The sequence below is a fragment of the Pseudomonas fluorescens genome (assembly GCF_005938625.1).
Classification (GTDB): Bacteria; Pseudomonadota; Gammaproteobacteria; order Pseudomonadales; family Pseudomonadaceae; genus Aquipseudomonas; species Aquipseudomonas fluorescens_BD.
Window position 1 is genome coordinate 123,591 of sequence record NZ_VCNJ01000017.1, and the last position, 15,645, is coordinate 139,235.

Annotated in this window: 11 protein-coding genes; 8 read left to right on the forward strand and 3 right to left on the reverse strand. The window is 60.0% G+C overall.

Features of this window, described 5'->3' with window-relative positions; genetic code table 11:
• Nucleotides 1–3 precede the first annotated feature (3 nt).
• From aroK to hemE, 6 genes are all read left to right on the forward strand, one after another.
• The gene (aroK, locus tag FGA82_RS12285) at nt 4–522 is read left to right on the forward strand and encodes a shikimate kinase AroK (RefSeq protein WP_011332081.1); all 519 of its coding nucleotides are present in this window, start codon (nt 4–6) and stop codon (nt 520–522) included.
• Between the two features lie 151 nt (nt 523–673).
• Complete coding sequence (gene aroB / locus FGA82_RS12290) at nt 674–1,774, forward strand: 3-dehydroquinate synthase (RefSeq protein WP_134175927.1); 1,101 nt, start codon at nt 674–676, stop codon at nt 1,772–1,774.
• A gap of 10 nt (nt 1,775–1,784) precedes the next feature.
• Nucleotides 1,785–3,377: an AAA family ATPase gene (locus FGA82_RS12295; RefSeq protein ID WP_141127272.1), complete on the forward strand. Its 1,593-nt coding sequence runs from the start codon at nt 1,785–1,787 to the stop codon at nt 3,375–3,377.
• A 349-nt stretch (nt 3,378–3,726) separates the two neighbouring features.
• Nucleotides 3,727–8,172 carry a glutamate synthase large subunit gene (gene gltB / locus FGA82_RS12305; RefSeq protein ID WP_141127273.1) on the forward strand — a complete coding sequence of 1,482 codons (4,446 nt, stop codon included), beginning with the start codon at nt 3,727–3,729 and terminating at the stop codon, nt 8,170–8,172.
• A gap of 126 nt (nt 8,173–8,298) precedes the next feature.
• Nucleotides 8,299–9,717, forward strand: a complete 1,419-nt coding sequence (locus FGA82_RS12310; protein WP_039757038.1) for an FAD-dependent oxidoreductase — start codon at nt 8,299–8,301, stop codon at nt 9,715–9,717.
• A gap of 252 nt (nt 9,718–9,969) precedes the next feature.
• Nucleotides 9,970–11,037: a uroporphyrinogen decarboxylase gene (hemE, locus tag FGA82_RS12315; protein WP_008077242.1), complete on the forward strand. Its 1,068-nt coding sequence runs from the start codon at nt 9,970–9,972 to the stop codon at nt 11,035–11,037.
• A 139-nt stretch (nt 11,038–11,176) separates the two neighbouring features.
• Here the strand turns inward: hemE and FGA82_RS12320 are convergent, their stop codons facing one another.
• Entirely contained in the window at nt 11,177–12,451 is a 1,275-nt protein-coding gene (locus tag FGA82_RS12320) for an MFS transporter (protein ID WP_141127274.1), read from the reverse strand.
• Nucleotides 12,452–12,569: 118 nt separating this feature from the next.
• On the opposite strand from FGA82_RS12320, the gene FGA82_RS12325 reads away from it, so the two are divergent.
• Nucleotides 12,570–13,472, forward strand: a complete 903-nt coding sequence (locus FGA82_RS12325) for a LysR family transcriptional regulator (protein ID WP_016983863.1) — start codon at nt 12,570–12,572, stop codon at nt 13,470–13,472.
• Nucleotides 13,473–13,576: 104 nt separating this feature from the next.
• Here FGA82_RS12325 and FGA82_RS12330 read toward each other — a convergent pair whose 3' ends face one another.
• A complete protein-coding gene (locus FGA82_RS12330) occupies nt 13,577–14,014 on the reverse strand; it encodes an excinuclease (RefSeq protein WP_141127275.1) in 438 nt (145 codons plus the stop codon).
• Between the two features lie 216 nt (nt 14,015–14,230).
• On the opposite strand from FGA82_RS12330, the gene FGA82_RS12335 reads away from it, so the two are divergent.
• On the forward strand, nt 14,231–14,614 hold the full coding sequence (locus FGA82_RS12335) for a type II toxin-antitoxin system PemK/MazF family toxin (protein ID WP_110719514.1): 384 nt from the start codon (nt 14,231–14,233) through the stop codon (nt 14,612–14,614).
• 213 nt (nt 14,615–14,827) lie between these two features.
• Here the strand turns inward: FGA82_RS12335 and FGA82_RS12340 are convergent, their stop codons facing one another.
• A complete protein-coding gene (locus tag FGA82_RS12340) occupies nt 14,828–15,631 on the reverse strand; it encodes a hypothetical protein (RefSeq protein WP_038360091.1) in 804 nt (267 codons plus the stop codon).
• Nucleotides 15,632–15,645: the final 14 nt, after the last annotated feature.

Consider the following 15,645-nt stretch of genomic DNA (forward strand, 5'->3'; position numbering starts at 1 on the left):
TCTGTGCGAAATTTGATACTTGTAGGACCGATGGGTGCTGGCAAAAGCACCATCGGCCGGTTACTGGCCAAAGAGCTGCGCCTGCCGTTCAAAGATTCCGACAAGGAAATTGAATTGCGCACGGGCGCCAATATCCCGTGGATCTTCGACAAGGAAGGCGAGCCCGGCTTTCGTGACCGTGAGCAGGCGATGATCGCCGAGCTGTGCGCGTTCGATGGCGTGGTGTTGGCAACCGGCGGTGGCGCGGTGATGCGTGATGCCAATCGCAAGGCCCTGCATGAGGGTGGGCGAGTGGTGTATCTGCACGCCTCCGTTGAACAGCAGGTCGGCCGCACCTCGCGCGACCGCAATCGACCGTTGCTGCGCACCGCCAATCCTGAAAAAACCCTGCGTGATCTGCTGGCGATCCGTGATCCGCTTTATCGGGAAATCGCCGATCTGGTGGTGGAAACCGACGAACGGCCGCCACGCATGGTGGTGCTCGATATTCTTGATCGCCTCGCGCAGCTTCCACCCCGTTAAAGCCTCGCCCGAAATGCGCTATCCTCGGCGTCCTGTCACAGCCGTAGAGGTTGTGGCGGATGGCGTGCGAGCGGCGTCATACCCGCTATAGGCCGCAGACAACCAATAATTCAGGGCAGGACGCCTGCTTCCATCTTCACTGTGGGGACACATGCAGACACTCAAGGTCGATCTAGGCGAGCGCAGCTACCCGATTCATATTGGCGAAGGATTGTTGGATCAGCCTGAGTTGCTGGCGCCGCATATCCATGGGCGGCAGGTGGCAATCATCTCCAACGAGACCGTTGCGCCGCTCTATCTCGAACGTCTGACCCGCAGCCTCGCGCAGTTCTCGGTGATCTCCGTGGTGCTGCCGGACGGCGAAGCCTTCAAGAACTGGGAAACCCTGCAACTGATCTTCGACGGTCTGCTGACCGCCCGTCATGATCGCCGCACCACCGTGATCGCCCTCGGCGGCGGTGTGATCGGCGACATGGCCGGTTTCGCCGCTGCCTGCTACCAGCGCGGCGTCGACTTTATCCAGATCCCTACGACATTGCTGTCCCAAGTCGATTCGTCGGTGGGCGGCAAGACCGGCATCAATCATCCGCTGGGCAAGAATATGGTCGGCGCGTTCTATCAGCCGAACGTCGTGCTGATCGATACGGCATCCCTGAAAACCCTGCCAGAGCGCGAGCTGTCCGCCGGTCTGGCCGAAGTCATCAAGTACGGGCTGATTTGTGACGAGCCGTTCCTGACCTGGCTCGAAGACAACGTCGACGCCCTGCGTGCGCTGGATCAGAAAGCCCTGACTTACGCGATCGAGCGCTCCTGCGCAGCCAAGGCTGCGGTGGTCGGCGCAGATGAGAAAGAAACCGGCGTTCGCGCCACGCTCAACCTTGGCCACACCTTCGGCCACGCCATCGAGACCCACATGGGCTATGGTGTCTGGTTGCACGGGGAAGCGGTCGCGGCTGGCACCGTGATGGCGCTGGAGATGTCCGCGCGTCTGGGCTGGATCAGTGATGAGGAGCGTGATCGCGGCATTCGTCTGTTCCAGCGCGCCGGTCTGCCGGTGGTACCGCCGACTGAAATGACCGAGGCCGATTTTCTTCAACACATGGCAATCGACAAAAAAGTGATCGACGGTCGTCTGCGCCTGGTGCTGCTGCGCCGGATGGGCGAAGCGGTAGTGACCGACGATTATCCGAAAGAGGTTCTACAGGCCACGCTGGGAGCGGATTACCGCGCCCTGGCTCAGCTTAAAGGTTAATAAGATTCCGATGACTAGTTTGCATGCCGACGAGGCGTTCCTCGGCCATTTCCAGTTAAGCCACGACCCGTTCGCGCCGCGTGTGCCGGGCTTCAAGTTCTTTCCGGCTCAGCGCAAACCGGTGCTGGGTCAACTGCATCATCTGGCGCGTTACAGCCAGTTGTTGCTGGTGGTCACCGGGCCGCAAGGCAGTGGCAAGACTTTGCTGCGTCAGGCGCTGGTCGCCAGCACCAACAAACAGTCGGTGCAGAGCGTGGTGGTGTCCGCCCGTGGTGCCGGGGATGCCGCTGGCGTGCTGCGCCAAGTCGCGCAGGCACTGAACGTCGCTCAGGCCGAAGTTGGCGCGATTCTGGATCAAGTGGTGCAACTCGCACTGACCGGTCAGGAAGTCTATCTGCTGGTGGACGACGCCGAGCAGCTCGACGAATCCGCCCTCGAAGCGTTGATGGCGCTGGGTGCCGGCGCGCCGGAAGGTCGCCCGCACGTGTTCCTGTTCGGCGAGTCGTCGCTGATCGCTCAGCTCGAGGCGTTGCACCTTGAGGAAGAGCGCTTTCACGTCATCGAACTGCAGCCGTACACCGAAGAAGAAACCCGCGAGTATCTCGACCAACGGCTCGAAGGTGCTGGCCGGGGTGTCGAACTTTTCACCGCAGATCAGATCTCTGATATTCACGAAAGTGCCGAGGGTTGGCCGGGCAACATCAACCAGGTCGCTCGCGATGCTCTGATCGAAGTCATGATTGCCAGCCGCTCAGCGGTCAAGCGTCCAAGTATGGGGTTCAACATGCCGAAGAAACACGTATTGGCGATTTCCGCCGTCGTTGTGGTAGCGGTCGCCGCCGCCTGGCTGATGCCGGGCCGCAACAAGGCGCCGACCACCGGTGCACCGGCCAATGAACAGGCGCAGTTGCCGTTGGGCCAGGGCGCAGCCAATGGCGGCGCGCCGAACGTCGAATTCGCCGGTAATACGCAGCCGATGCCGCTGCCGCTGGTCGGCAACTCGCAGCCAGTGATGCGCGGCCCGCTGGCCGAAGCAGCCGGTGGCATCACCGAAGGCGACGATGGCGTGCCGCTGGAAGGTTCCAGCAATACCCCGCCGACCGTAACCACTTCCGCACCGCCTGCGGGCGTTCCGGCCGGCCCTGCGCCGACACCGGTTCCGTTGCCAGCGGCCAAGCCGACTCCGGCGCCGACACAAGTGGCTACCGCCAAGCCAGCTCCGGCCGCACCGGTCGCCAAGCCGGCTCCAGCGCCGGCCAAGCCAGTCGTCGCTGCCAAACCGGCGGAGAAGCCGGTTACCGTCGCCAAAGCGGCCGGTGGCAGCTGGTACGCCGGTCAGCCGACCAGCAACTACGTGGTGCAAATCCTCGGCACCAGCTCCGAAACTGCCGCGCAAAACTTCGTCAAGGAGCAGGGCGGCGAGTACCGTTATTTCAAGAAAGTCCTCAACGGCAAGCCGCTCTACGTGATCACCTACGGCAACTTCGCCAATCGTGATGCAGCCGTTTCTGCCATCAAGGCCTTGCCAGCGAAGGTTCAGGCTGGTAAACCTTGGCCTCGCACTGTTGCCAGCGTCCAACAGGAACTGGCAACAACTCGCTGAAGATTCGGCGGCCTTACCCAGGCCGCCTCTCCAAGCACCTCAAAATTTCTACGAGTGCGCGCTTCCTTCCAGGTCGCGTGCCTTGTGGTGTCTGCGTCACAGTAGTCTTTGAGTCGTTGCGGTCAAAATTAAAAAAGTTTTGACTAGCACAGCAGATCGCTTTAAACCTTTCACAAATGCGACATGAATTTGCGACATTTCGTCGTCAAATTTGTGAGCCTCTGTGTCGCTGTGTACAATGACCACCCTTTTGCCCCTGCTAAGCTGGCGTACGTTCGGCGCGGGATGCAAGTGGTTGAATTGAAAAGAAATTTGCCTCGAAAAGAGGCAGCCTGGTGAGAAAGTGTCTATGAAAGCAGGTCTGTACCAACCAGATGAATTCAAGGATAACTGCGGTTTCGGCCTGATAGCCCATATGCAGGGCGAGCCCAGTCATACCCTTTTGCAAACGGCCATCGAGGCCCTGACCTGCATGACCCACCGCGGTGGGATTAATGCCGACGGCAAGACCGGTGACGGTTGCGGTCTGCTGATTCAAAAGCCTGATGCGTTCCTGCGGGCCATTGCCCAGGAAACCTTCAGCGTTGAGCTGCCCAAGCAATATGCGGTGGGCATGGTCTTTTTCAACCAGGATCCGGCCAAGGCCGAAGCCGCTCGCGAGAACATGAACCGCGAGATCCTTGCTGAAGGCCTGCAACTGATCGGCTGGCGCAAAGTGCCCATCGACACCTGCGTCCTCGGCCGCCTCGCTCTTGAGCGCCTGCCACAGATCGAGCAGGTGTACATCGGCGGTGAAGGCCTGAGTGATCAGGACATGGCCGTGAAGCTGTTCAGCGCCCGTCGTCGTTCGTCGGTATCCAACGCCGTCGATTCCGACCACTACATCTGCAGCTTTTCGCACAAAACCATCATCTATAAAGGCCTGATGATGCCGGCCGATCTGGCCGCGTTTTATCCAGACCTGAGTGACGAGCGCCTGCAAACCGCGATTTGCGTGTTCCACCAGCGCTTCTCCACCAACACCCTGCCGAAATGGCCGCTGGCTCAGCCATTCCGCTTCCTCGCCCACAACGGCGAGATCAACACCATCACCGGTAACCGCAACTGGGCGCAGGCCCGTCGCACCAAGTTCACCAACGATCTGATGGATCTGGAAGAACTCGGCCCGCTGGTCAACCGTGTCGGTTCCGACTCGTCGAGCATGGACAACATGCTCGAACTGATGGTCACCGGTGGCATCGACCTGTTCCGTGGCGTGCGGATGATTATTCCGCCGGCGTGGCAGAATGTTGAAACCATGGACCCGGATCTGCGTGCGTTCTACGAGTACAACTCGATGCACATGGAACCGTGGGACGGCCCGGCCGGCGTGGTAATGACCGACGGTCGTTACGCGGTGTGCCTGCTCGACCGTAACGGTCTGCGCCCGGCGCGTTGGGTCACCACCACCAACGGTTTCATCACCCTCGCCTCGGAAATCGGCGTGTGGGACTACAAGCCGGAAGATGTGATTGCCAAAGGTCGTGTCGGCCCTGGCCAGATCTTCGCCGTGGACACCGAAACCGGGCAGATCCTCGATACCGACGCGATCGACAACCGTCTGAAGTCCCGTCATCCGTACAAGCAATGGCTGCGCAAGAACGCTCTGCGCATCCAGGCGACCATGGAAGACAACGATCACGGTTCGGCGTTTTACGACGTCGATCAGCTCAAGCAATACATGAAGATGTATCAGGTCACGTTCGAAGAGCGCGATCAGGTCCTGCGTCCGCTTGGCGAGCAAGGCTACGAAGCCGTTGGCTCGATGGGCGACGACACGCCGATGGCCGTGCTCTCGCAGCGCGTGCGCACGCCGTACGACTATTTCCGGCAGCAGTTCGCGCAGGTCACCAACCCGCCGATCGACCCGCTGCGTGAAGCGATCGTGATGTCGCTGGAAATCTGCCTCGGTGCCGAGCGCAACATTTTCCAGGAGTCGCCGGAACACGCTTCGCGCGTGATCCTCAGCTCGCCGGTCATCTCCCCGGCCAAGTGGCGCTCGTTGATGAACCTCGACCGCCCGGGTTTCGAGCGGCAGATCATCGACCTCAACTACGACGAAAGCGTCGGCCTCGAAGCGGCAATCCGCAATGTGGCCGATCAGGCTGAAGAAGCCGTGCGCGCCGGTCGCACCCAAATCGTTCTGAGCGACCGTCATATCGCCCCGGGCAAGCTGCCGATCCACGCCTCGCTGGCGACCGGTGCCGTGCACCACCGCCTGACCGAAAAAGGCCTGCGTTGCGATTCCAACATCCTTGTTGAAACCGCGACCGCCCGTGACCCGCATCACTTCGCCGTGCTGATCGGTTTCGGCGCCTCGGCGGTGTATCCGTTCCTCGCGTACGAAGTGCTGGGCGACCTGATCCGTACCGGTGAAGTGCTGGGCGACCTCTATGAGGTGTTCAAGAACTACCGCAAAGGCATCACCAAAGGTCTGCTGAAGATCCTCTCGAAGATGGGTATCTCGACCATCGCTTCGTACCGTGGTGCGCAGCTGTTCGAAGCCATCGGCCTGTCCGAAGAAGTTTGCGACCTGAGCTTCCGTGGCGTGCCGAGCCGCATCAAGGGTGCGCGTTTCGTCGACATCGAAGCCGAGCAGAAAGCACTCGCCAGCGAAGCCTGGAGTCCGCGCAAGCCGATCCAGCAGGGCGGTCTGCTGAAGTTCGTCCACGGTGGCGAATATCACGCGTACAACCCGGACGTGGTCAACACCCTGCAAGCCGCCGTGCAGCAGGGCGACTACGCCAAGTTCAAGGAATACACCTCGCTGGTGGACAACCGTCCGGTGTCGATGATCCGCGACCTGTTCAAGGTCAAGACCCTCGACGCGCCGCTGGACATCAGTGAAATCGAGCCGCTGGAATCGGTGCTCAAGCGCTTCGACTCCGCCGGTATCTCGCTGGGCGCCTTGTCGCCGGAAGCTCACGAAGCCCTGGCCGAAGCCATGAACCGCCTCGGTGCGCGTTCCAACTCCGGCGAAGGTGGTGAGGATCCAGCACGTTACGGCACCATCAAGAGCTCGAAAATCAAGCAGGTTGCGACTGGCCGTTTCGGGGTAACGCCGGAGTATCTGGTCAACGCCGAAGTGCTGCAGATCAAGGTCGCGCAAGGCGCCAAGCCGGGTGAGGGCGGGCAACTGCCGGGCGGTAAAGTCAACGGGCTGATCGCCAAGCTGCGTTATGCAGTGCCGGGCGTAACCCTGATTTCACCGCCGCCGCACCACGACATCTATTCGATCGAAGACTTGTCGCAGCTGATTTTCGACTTGAAACAGGTCAACCCGAAGGCGCTGGTTTCGGTGAAACTCGTCGCCGAAGCGGGCGTCGGCACCATCGCCGCCGGTGTGGCCAAGGCCTATGCGGATTTGATCACCATCTCCGGCTACGACGGCGGCACCGGTGCTTCGCCGCTGACTTCGATCAAATACGCTGGCGCACCGTGGGAACTCGGCCTTGCCGAAACCCACCAGACCCTGCGCGGTAACGACCTGCGCGGCAAAGTCCGGGTGCAGACCGACGGTGGCCTGAAAACCGGCCTCGACGTGATCAAGGCAGCGATCCTCGGCGCCGAAAGCTTCGGCTTCGGTACCGCGCCAATGATCGCGCTGGGTTGCAAATACCTGCGTATCTGCCACCTGAACAACTGCGCCACCGGCGTTGCGACGCAGAACGAGAAGCTGCGCAAGGATCACTACATCGGTACCGTCGACATGGTGGTGAATTTCTTCACCTACGTCGCCGAAGAAACCCGTGAGTGGCTGGCCAAGCTCGGCGTGCGCTCCCTCGAAGAGCTGATCGGTCGCACCGATCTGCTGGAAATCCTCGAAGGCCAGACCGCCAAGCAAAACCACCTGGACCTGACGCCGCTGTTGGGCAGCGATCACATCCCGGCGGACAAGCCACAGTTCTGCGGCGTTGAGCGCAACCCGCCGTTCGACCAAGGCCTGCTGGCCGAGAAAATGGTCGAGATGGCTTCGTCGGCGATCAACGACATGAGCGGCGCCGAGTTCGATCTGGATATCTGCAACTGCGATCGTTCGATCGGCGCGCGGATTTCCGGCGAAATCGCGCGCAAGCACGGCAACCAGGGGATGGCGAAAGCGCCGATCACCTTCCGCTTCAAAGGTACTGCCGGTCAGAGCTTCGGCGTGTGGAACGCCGGCGGTCTGAACATGTACCTCGAAGGCGATGCCAACGACTACGTCGGCAAAGGCATGACCGGTGGCAAGCTGACCATCGTGCCGCCGAAGGGCAGCGTTTATAAGACTCAGGACAGCGCCATCATCGGCAACACCTGCCTGTACGGCGCCACTGGCGGCAAGTTGTTCGCCGCCGGCACCGCAGGCGAGCGTTTCGCCGTGCGCAACTCCGGTGCCCACACGGTTGTGGAAGGCACTGGCGATCACTGCTGTGAGTACATGACCGGTGGTTTTGTCTGCGTTCTGGGCAAGACCGGTTACAACTTCGGCTCTGGCATGACCGGTGGTTTCGCCTATGTGCTCGATCAGGACAACACCTTCGTTGACCGGGTCAACCACGAACTGGTGGAAATCCAGCGGATCAGCGGCGAGGCGATGGAAGCCTATCGCAGCCACCTGCAAAACGTGCTGAACGAGTACGTCGCGGAAACCGACAGCGAGTGGGGTCGTGAACTCGCCGAAAACCTCGATGACTACCTGCGCCGTTTCTGGCTGGTCAAACCGAAGGCGGCGAGTTTGAAATCTCTGCTCTCCAGTACTCGTGCGAGTCCGCAATAACGGCGCAGCTGCAAGCCACTGGCTTCAAGCGGCAAGCTGGAGCCAGTGCGCGCTGTAACGGACTAATGTGATTTTCTTGCAGCTTGAAGCTTGTAGCTTGGAGCTGTCGTGTAAGAGGTTTTGAAGATGGCCGAACGTCTCAGTAACGACTTTCAATTCATCGATGTCGGGCGCAAAGATCCGAAGAAGAAACTGTTGCGTCAACGCAAGAAAGAGTTCGTCGAAATCTACGAACCGTTCAAACCCCAGCAGTCGGCCGATCAGGCCCACCGCTGCCTGGGTTGCGGCAACCCGTATTGCGAATGGAAGTGCCCGGTGCACAACTTCATTCCGAACTGGCTGAAGCTGGTGGCCGAGGGCAACATCCTTCAGGCCGCCGAGCTGTCGCACCAGACCAACACCCTGCCGGAAGTCTGCGGCAGGGTCTGTCCGCAGGATCGTCTGTGCGAGGGTGCCTGCACCCTTAACGACGGCTTCGGCGCGGTGACCATCGGTTCGGTCGAGAAGTACATCACCGACACCGCGTTCGCCATGGGCTGGCGCCCGGACATGTCCAAGGTCAAACCGACCGGCAAACGTGTCGCCATCATCGGTGCAGGCCCGGCGGGTCTGGGTTGTGCCGACGTGCTGGTGCGTGGTGGCGTGACCCCGGTGGTGTTCGACAAGAACCCGGAAATCGGTGGTTTGCTGACCTTCGGCATCCCCGAGTTCAAGCTGGAAAAGACCGTGCTGAGCAATCGCCGCGAAGTCTTCACCGGCATGGGCATCGAGTTCCGTTTGAACACCGAAGTCGGCAAAGACGTGACCATGGAACAACTGCTCGCCGAATACGATGCGGTGTTCATGGGCATGGGCACCTACACCTACATGAAGGGCGGTTTTGCCGGTGAGGACCTGCCGGGCGTTTATGACGCGCTGGACTTCCTCATTGCCAACGTCAACCGCAACCTGGGCTTTGAAAAGTCGCCAGAAGATTTCGTCGACATGAAAGGCAAAAAGGTTGTGGTTCTCGGCGGCGGCGACACGGCGATGGACTGCAACCGCACGTCGATCCGTCAGGGTGCCAAATCGGTGACCTGCGCTTATCGTCGTGACGAAGCGAACATGCCCGGCTCGCGCAAAGAGGTGAAGAACGCCAAGGAAGAAGGCGTGAAATTCCTCTACAACCGCCAGCCGATCGCTATCGTCGGTGAGGACAAGGTCGAAGGCGTCAAAGTGGTCGAGACCCGTCTCGGCGAACCGGACGCCCGTGGCCGTCGCAGCCCCGAGCCGATCCCGGGCTCCGAAGAGATCATCCCGGCCGACGCCGTGGTCATCGCCTTCGGTTTCCGCCCGAGCCCGGCGCCGTGGTTCGAACAATTCGAGATCCAGACTGACAGCCAGGGCCGCGTCGTTGCGCCTGAGCAAGGTCAGTACAAGCACCAGACCAGCAACCCGAAAATCTTCGCCGGTGGCGACATGGTGCGCGGTTCCGACCTGGTGGTGACGGCCATCTTCGAAGGCCGCAATGCCGCCGAAGGCATCCTCGATTACCTGGGCGTCTGATTACATTTCAAGCTGAAATGCGATCAAAAATGTGGGAGCGAGCTTGCTCGCGAAAGCGGTCTATCAGCCAACTGCAATGTTGGATGTGCCGGCCCTTTCGCGAGCAAGCTCGCTCCCACAGTTGTTTCCCGGTGCTGCAAAATCAGCATTCCCACGCAATAAATTGACCCGATAGACAAAAGGCTGACCTGCATCCGTGCCTTTTGCGTCGCGCTCTGAGAAAATGCCCGCACTTTTTTTCCGGATGCCGACATGACTGCCCTGAAGAACGACCGTTTCCTCCGCGCCCTGCTCAAGCAACCCGTAGACGTCACCCCGGTGTGGATGATGCGCCAAGCCGGCCGCTACCTGCCGGAATACCGCGCCAGCCGCGCCCAGGCCGGTGATTTCATGAGCCTGTGCATGAATCCGGAATTCGCCTGCGAAGTCACCATGCAACCGCTCGACCGCTATCCACAACTGGACGCGGCGATCCTGTTTTCCGACATCCTCACCATCCCCGATGCTATGGGCCAGGGCCTGTACTTCGAGACCGGTGAAGGTCCGCGCTTCAAGAAAGTCGTCAGCACCCTCGCCGATATCGAAGCGTTGCCAATCCCTGATCCACACAAAGACCTCGGCTACGTGATGGACGCGGTCAGCACCATCCGTCGCGAGCTCAACGGTCGTGTGCCGCTGATCGGTTTCTCCGGCAGCCCGTGGACCCTGGCGACCTACATGGTTGAAGGCGGCTCGTCGAAAGACTTCCGCAAGACCAAAGCGATGCTCTACGACAACCCGCAAGCAATGCACCTGCTGCTGGATAAACTGGCGCAGTCGGTGACCTCGTACCTCAACGGCCAGATCATGGCCGGCGCACAAGCGGTGCAGATCTTCGATACCTGGGGCGGCAACCTGTCGGCGGCGGCGTATCAGGAGTTCTCGCTGGCTTACATGAAAAAAATCGTCAGCGGCCTGATCCGCGAGCACGACGGTCGCAAAGTGCCGGTAATCCTCTTCACCAAAAACGGCGGCCTGTGGCTGGAAAGCATCGCCGAGGCTGGCGCCGACGCACTGGGCCTGGACTGGACCTGCGACATCGGCAACGCCCGCGCCCGGGTTGGCGACAAGGTTGCCCTGCAAGGCAACATGGACCCGACCGTGCTCTACGCCAAACCGGAAGCGATCCGCACCGAGGTCGGGCGCATTCTGGCCAGCTACGGAAAGGGCAGTGGGCATGTGTTCAACCTGGGTCATGGCATCACGCCTGAGGTTGATCCGGAACATGCGGGTGCGTTCCTGCGCGCGGTGCATGAATTGTCGGCGCAGTATCACGAGTGATCGCCACACAGCTCTAAATAACAGAAAACAAAACGCCCGGCTTATGCCGGGCGTTTTTTCAAGATCAAAAGATCGCAGCCTTCGGCAGCTCCTACATGGTATTAATGTAGGAGCTGCCGAAGGCTGCGATCTTTTGCTTTCAGGCTTTGACACCACCGAGAGGCGGCAACTTCGCCAGCTTCAACGCCACCAGCAGCGCGATCAGCAACAACGAACCGATAAACAAACCAATCCCGTTCCACCCGCCGAGATGCCAGAACACCCCGCCCGCCGTCCCGGCGATGCTCGACCCTGCGTAATAGCTGAACAGATACAACGACGACGCTTGCCCCTTGGCCTTGGTCGCGCGTCGACCGATCCAGCTACTCGCCACCGAATGCGCGCCGAAGAAGCCAAAGGTGAAAATCAACATGCCGACAATCACCAACAGCAACGGCGTAAACATCGTCAACGCCAGTCCCGCAAACATCAGCGCAATGGTCGCCCACAGCACTTTGCGTCGCCCCAGCTTGTCCGCCAGCGAACCGATCTTCGCCGAGCTGTAGATCCCCGACAGGTACACCACCGACAGCAAGCCCACGAACACCTGATCGAGGTTGTACGGCGCGGCCAGTAAGCGATAGCCGATGTAGTTGAACAGCGTTACAAACGCGCCCATCAGCACGAATGCTTCAAGAAACAGCAGCGGCAGACCGGCATCGCGAAAGTGCATGGTGAAGCCGTCAAGCAAACTGCGCGGGTGCAGCGAGCGTGAACGGAAGTTGCGCGACTCGGGCAGGATCTTCCAGAGCACCGCTGCGGCAATCATCGCCAAACCACCGATCACCAGCATCGCCGTGTGCCAGCTGACGAAGTCGATCAACACACCGGTGATCAAACGCCCGCTCATCCCGCCAATCGCATTACCGCCGATGTACAAACCCATCGCCAGGCCAATGTGCTGCGGATGAATCTCTTCGCTCAGATACGTCATCGCCACGGCCGCCAGCCCGCTCAACGACAGCCCGATCAGCGCACGCATGATCAGCACACCTTCCCAACTCGGCATCATTGCACTGGCCATGGTGCACAGCGCTGCCGCGAACAGTGCGGTCACCATCACCGGTTTGCGCCCGACCCGATCAGAGATCGGCCCGGTGATCAGCAGGCCAATGGCGAGCATGCCAGTGGCCACCGAGAGGATCAGGCTGCTCTGCGCGGCGTTGATCCCATATTCGTGGGACAGCAGCGGCATCATCGGCTGCACGCAATAGAGCAGGGCGAACGTCGCGAAGCCGCCGCTGAACAGCGCCAGCACCGTGCGCATGAACATCGGCGTGCCTTTTTCGATATAGATCTCTTGTAGCTCGGCGACGACATGGTCCGCCGCAGCAGGCGGGATTTCATGGGCTAGGGGCGCAACAGCAGTTTTCACTTCAGACCTCGGAGGGCACGGCCAGGCAGGCAATGAAAAAATCATATAGCTGGCTAATGTTTCTATCCAATATATTGTTCGACCTGTTTGATAGCTTTAACGACCTAATGGAGTTTTCATGGAATTGCGTCATCTGCGCTACTTCATCGCCGTCGCTGAAGAACTGCATTTTGGCCGTGCCGCGCAGGTGCTGGGCATCTCGCAGCCGCCGCTGAGCCAACAGATTCAGGCGCTGGAGCAAGAGGTTGGCGCAAGGTTGTTCGAGCGGACCAATCGTCGGGTCGAGTTGAGCGAGGCTGGTCGATTGTTCCTCGAAGAAGCGCGCTTGGTGCTGGCGCAGGTCGATAAAGCGGCGGACGTCGCCCGGCGTGCGCAACTCGGTGAATTGGGCGAGTTGAAGATTGGCTTCACCTCTTCGGCGCCGTTCAACTCGACCATTCCGCAGGCGATCTTTTCCTTTCGTCAGCGTTTTCCGGCGGTGCACCTCAACCTTCGTGAGATGAGTAGCACGCAAGTCGCCGAGGGCCTGGTGGATGAATCAATCGAGGTCGGCATCATGCGCCCGCTGGGTTTGCCCGATTCGCTGAGTGTTGTCGAGTTGATGCGCGAGCCGCTGGTCGCCGTGCTCGGTTCCAAGCATCCACTGGCGCAGGGGTCGGAGGAGGGCTTGTTCCTCTCGGCGCTGGCGCTGGAGCCGTTCGTGTTCTTTCCGCGCAGCTACGGCAGCGGGCTGTATGCGCAATTGCTGAGTCTGGCGCGCGATGCCGGGTTCAGCCCGCACTTCGCCCAAGAGGCGGGGGAGGCGATGACCATCATCGGCTTGGTCGCAGCGGGGTTGGGGGTTTCGGTGCTGCCGGCGTCTTATCAGCGGATGCGCATCGACGGCGTGGTGTACCGCCCGTTGCTCGATCCGGAGGCGGTGTCGGCGGTGTGGCTGGTGCAGCGCAAGGATCAGAAATCGCCGATGGCCAAGGCTTTCGTAGATTTGCTCACGCGCAAAGTCGAGCCATCAAAAGCGTGATTGCTGCGCAATCAAATCGCGAGCAGGCTCGCTCTCACAGGGGAACGCATTCCAAGGTGGGAGCGAGCTTGCTCGCGAAGGCGTCCGCTCAAGCACCACCCAATTCAGGGCAACCGCACCAAATCCCCCTTCAACGCCACCCGCGTCACAAAGATCCCCGCCCTGCATTCATACGTATTCAAATCCTTGCGCACATGCTGGTCGTAATAGCTGACGATATTGACCACCGCATTCGCCCCGACCCGTTTGGCATCGGCCTGCAACTTGATCAGATTCGACTGCAACACCCACTCGCAGGAGTTGTGGTCGCTTTTGTTGAAGCCGTTGGTCTTCAAATCGCTGACCACCCCAGGGCGCAGCAACTGCTGCGTGCCCTGCGGTCCATTACCGAGCAGATAGAACTTCACACTGCCATCCAGCCGCCCGGCACGAATCGCCTCCGACAGCACGGTTTCGAAGGGCATGTACATCAGATTGGTAGCATGGCTGGCGCTGGGCAGTAGCACGAAAAGCGCAGCGGCGATCAGGGCTTTCACTTGCATGGTCATCTCCTTGACGGTGAAAGAGAACCGCGAGTGCTCGACCGACCGGGCCCGCCGTTCTGACAGGCGTATTGATGGCCTGCATGAGCGAGTGTAGATGCTGTGTGGCGAGTGTTCAGCTTGTGCAGCCGAGTTCACCACATTTGCGGTTACGAACTGTTTTAGCGAGTGTTTGTTTTCTTGCGCAGAATCGATTTCTTTAAGTGAGTGCCATGGATGCCACTTCGATACCAGCCCAAGGAAGGTAGTGTTTTGATCTGCGATTTCAGAGGTTATGAAGTACCTGAAATGGTCAAGGTCAGGCCCGTTGTCGTAATACGCAAACACAGAACCAACAGTATGTTGGTGACGGTCGTGCCGCTGAGTACTACTGCGCCGGATTGCTTACTTGATCACCATTACGAACTCTCCAGCCATCTTCAAGGCGCCAGCCCGATCTGTTGGGCGAAGTGCGATATGGTGGCCACTGTCAGCCTTTCCCGACTGGACCGAATCAAAAGCAGAGATCGTGAAGGAAAGCGCGTCTATCTGATCTCACACCTTGAAACAGAAGAGTTCTGCGCCGTTAAAGCCGCAGTCAGGCGGGCGCTTGGGCTGTAATGGCTGCAGAAGTGGCGCAGTGAGGCCAAACGCCAGCCGTTGTCCGGATTGATGATTCGGGCAATACTGCGAGCGTTCCCGCAAGGGGCTTGTGAGACTCTAAGGATCCTGGGTGACCAGCCATCGTAGAGCCAGACAGGTAATCGGTGATGACAAGCCAACCTGTTTGTGAAAGGGCGCCGAATGGCGCCCTTTGTCGTTTCTACAATCCCATCAATCCACGTGCGCCAAATCCCCGCGCAACGCCACACTCGACACCACCAGCCCGGCACGGCACTGGAATTTCTCAGTGTCTTTGTACAGGTCGCGCTGGTCGACGCTGGCGATGTTGATCACCGCGTTGGCATCAGCTTTTTTCGCGGCGTTCTGCAGAGTTGCCAGCGCCGATTGCAGCGCCCAGAAGCAGGCGTCTTCGTCGGACTTGTTGGAGCCGTTGGTCTTGCGGCTGCTGCTCACGGTGTCGAGTTTGCGCACCTGTTTTGGCAGCGTTTCGCCGGCCAGGTAGAACTTCACGCTGCCGTCGAGCAGGCCGGCGTCGGTGGCGCGTTTGACGCCTTCGCGGAAGCTCAGGTAAGTCGGTTCGTCGGCGCCCTGTTTGATGATGCCGAGGTTGTTAACGGCTTCAATGTCCGGGTTGATCGACAGCTCTTTGAGCACGTTGTCGCGCAGGCGGTTGACCCAGCGGTTGTAGTTGCCGTGGATCTTGCCGTCCTTGGCGTCGAGGCCGTAGCTGCTGCGGTAGTCGATTTCGAACGAGGTCGGGGTGAACGGAATATCGACTTCGGCGTGATGGCGACCGCGTACGGTGATCGCCGCTTTGATCATGCCCGGACGCACCGATTGCACGACCCACTGGCGATCGTTCAGTGCAGTGACGATGGCGCGGCTCATCTGTTGCTGGGTGAAACCGAGGTTGGGCGAGAACTCTTCCTTGGCGTTGTAAACCGGTTTGCTGGTGCAGCCGCCGAGCACAAAAGCCAGTGCCAACAGAGCGGCGATGCGGTGAAACTGAGTCATTCCCTTCACTCCAA

What these genes read in the sequence shown, in the direction of transcription:
- aroB (WP_134175927.1), top strand. Translation starts at nt 674, where the DNA reads ATGCAGACACTCAAGGTCGATCTAGGCGAGCGCAGCTACCCGATTCAT.
- FGA82_RS12295 (WP_141127272.1), top strand. Translation starts at nt 1,785, where the DNA reads ATGACTAGTTTGCATGCCGACGAGGCGTTCCTCGGCCATTTCCAGTTA.
- gltB (WP_141127273.1), top strand. Translation starts at nt 3,727, where the DNA reads ATGAAAGCAGGTCTGTACCAACCAGATGAATTCAAGGATAACTGCGGT.
- FGA82_RS12310 (WP_039757038.1), top strand. Translation starts at nt 8,299, where the DNA reads ATGGCCGAACGTCTCAGTAACGACTTTCAATTCATCGATGTCGGGCGC.
- hemE (WP_008077242.1), top strand. Translation starts at nt 9,970, where the DNA reads ATGACTGCCCTGAAGAACGACCGTTTCCTCCGCGCCCTGCTCAAGCAA.
- FGA82_RS12325 (WP_016983863.1), top strand. Translation starts at nt 12,570, where the DNA reads ATGGAATTGCGTCATCTGCGCTACTTCATCGCCGTCGCTGAAGAACTG.
- FGA82_RS12330 (WP_141127275.1), bottom strand. Translation starts at nt 14,014, where the DNA reads ATGCAAGTGAAAGCCCTGATCGCCGCTGCGCTTTTCGTGCTACTGCCC.
- FGA82_RS12335 (WP_110719514.1), top strand. Translation starts at nt 14,231, where the DNA reads ATGCCACTTCGATACCAGCCCAAGGAAGGTAGTGTTTTGATCTGCGAT.
- FGA82_RS12340 (WP_038360091.1), bottom strand. Translation starts at nt 15,631, where the DNA reads ATGACTCAGTTTCACCGCATCGCCGCTCTGTTGGCACTGGCTTTTGTG.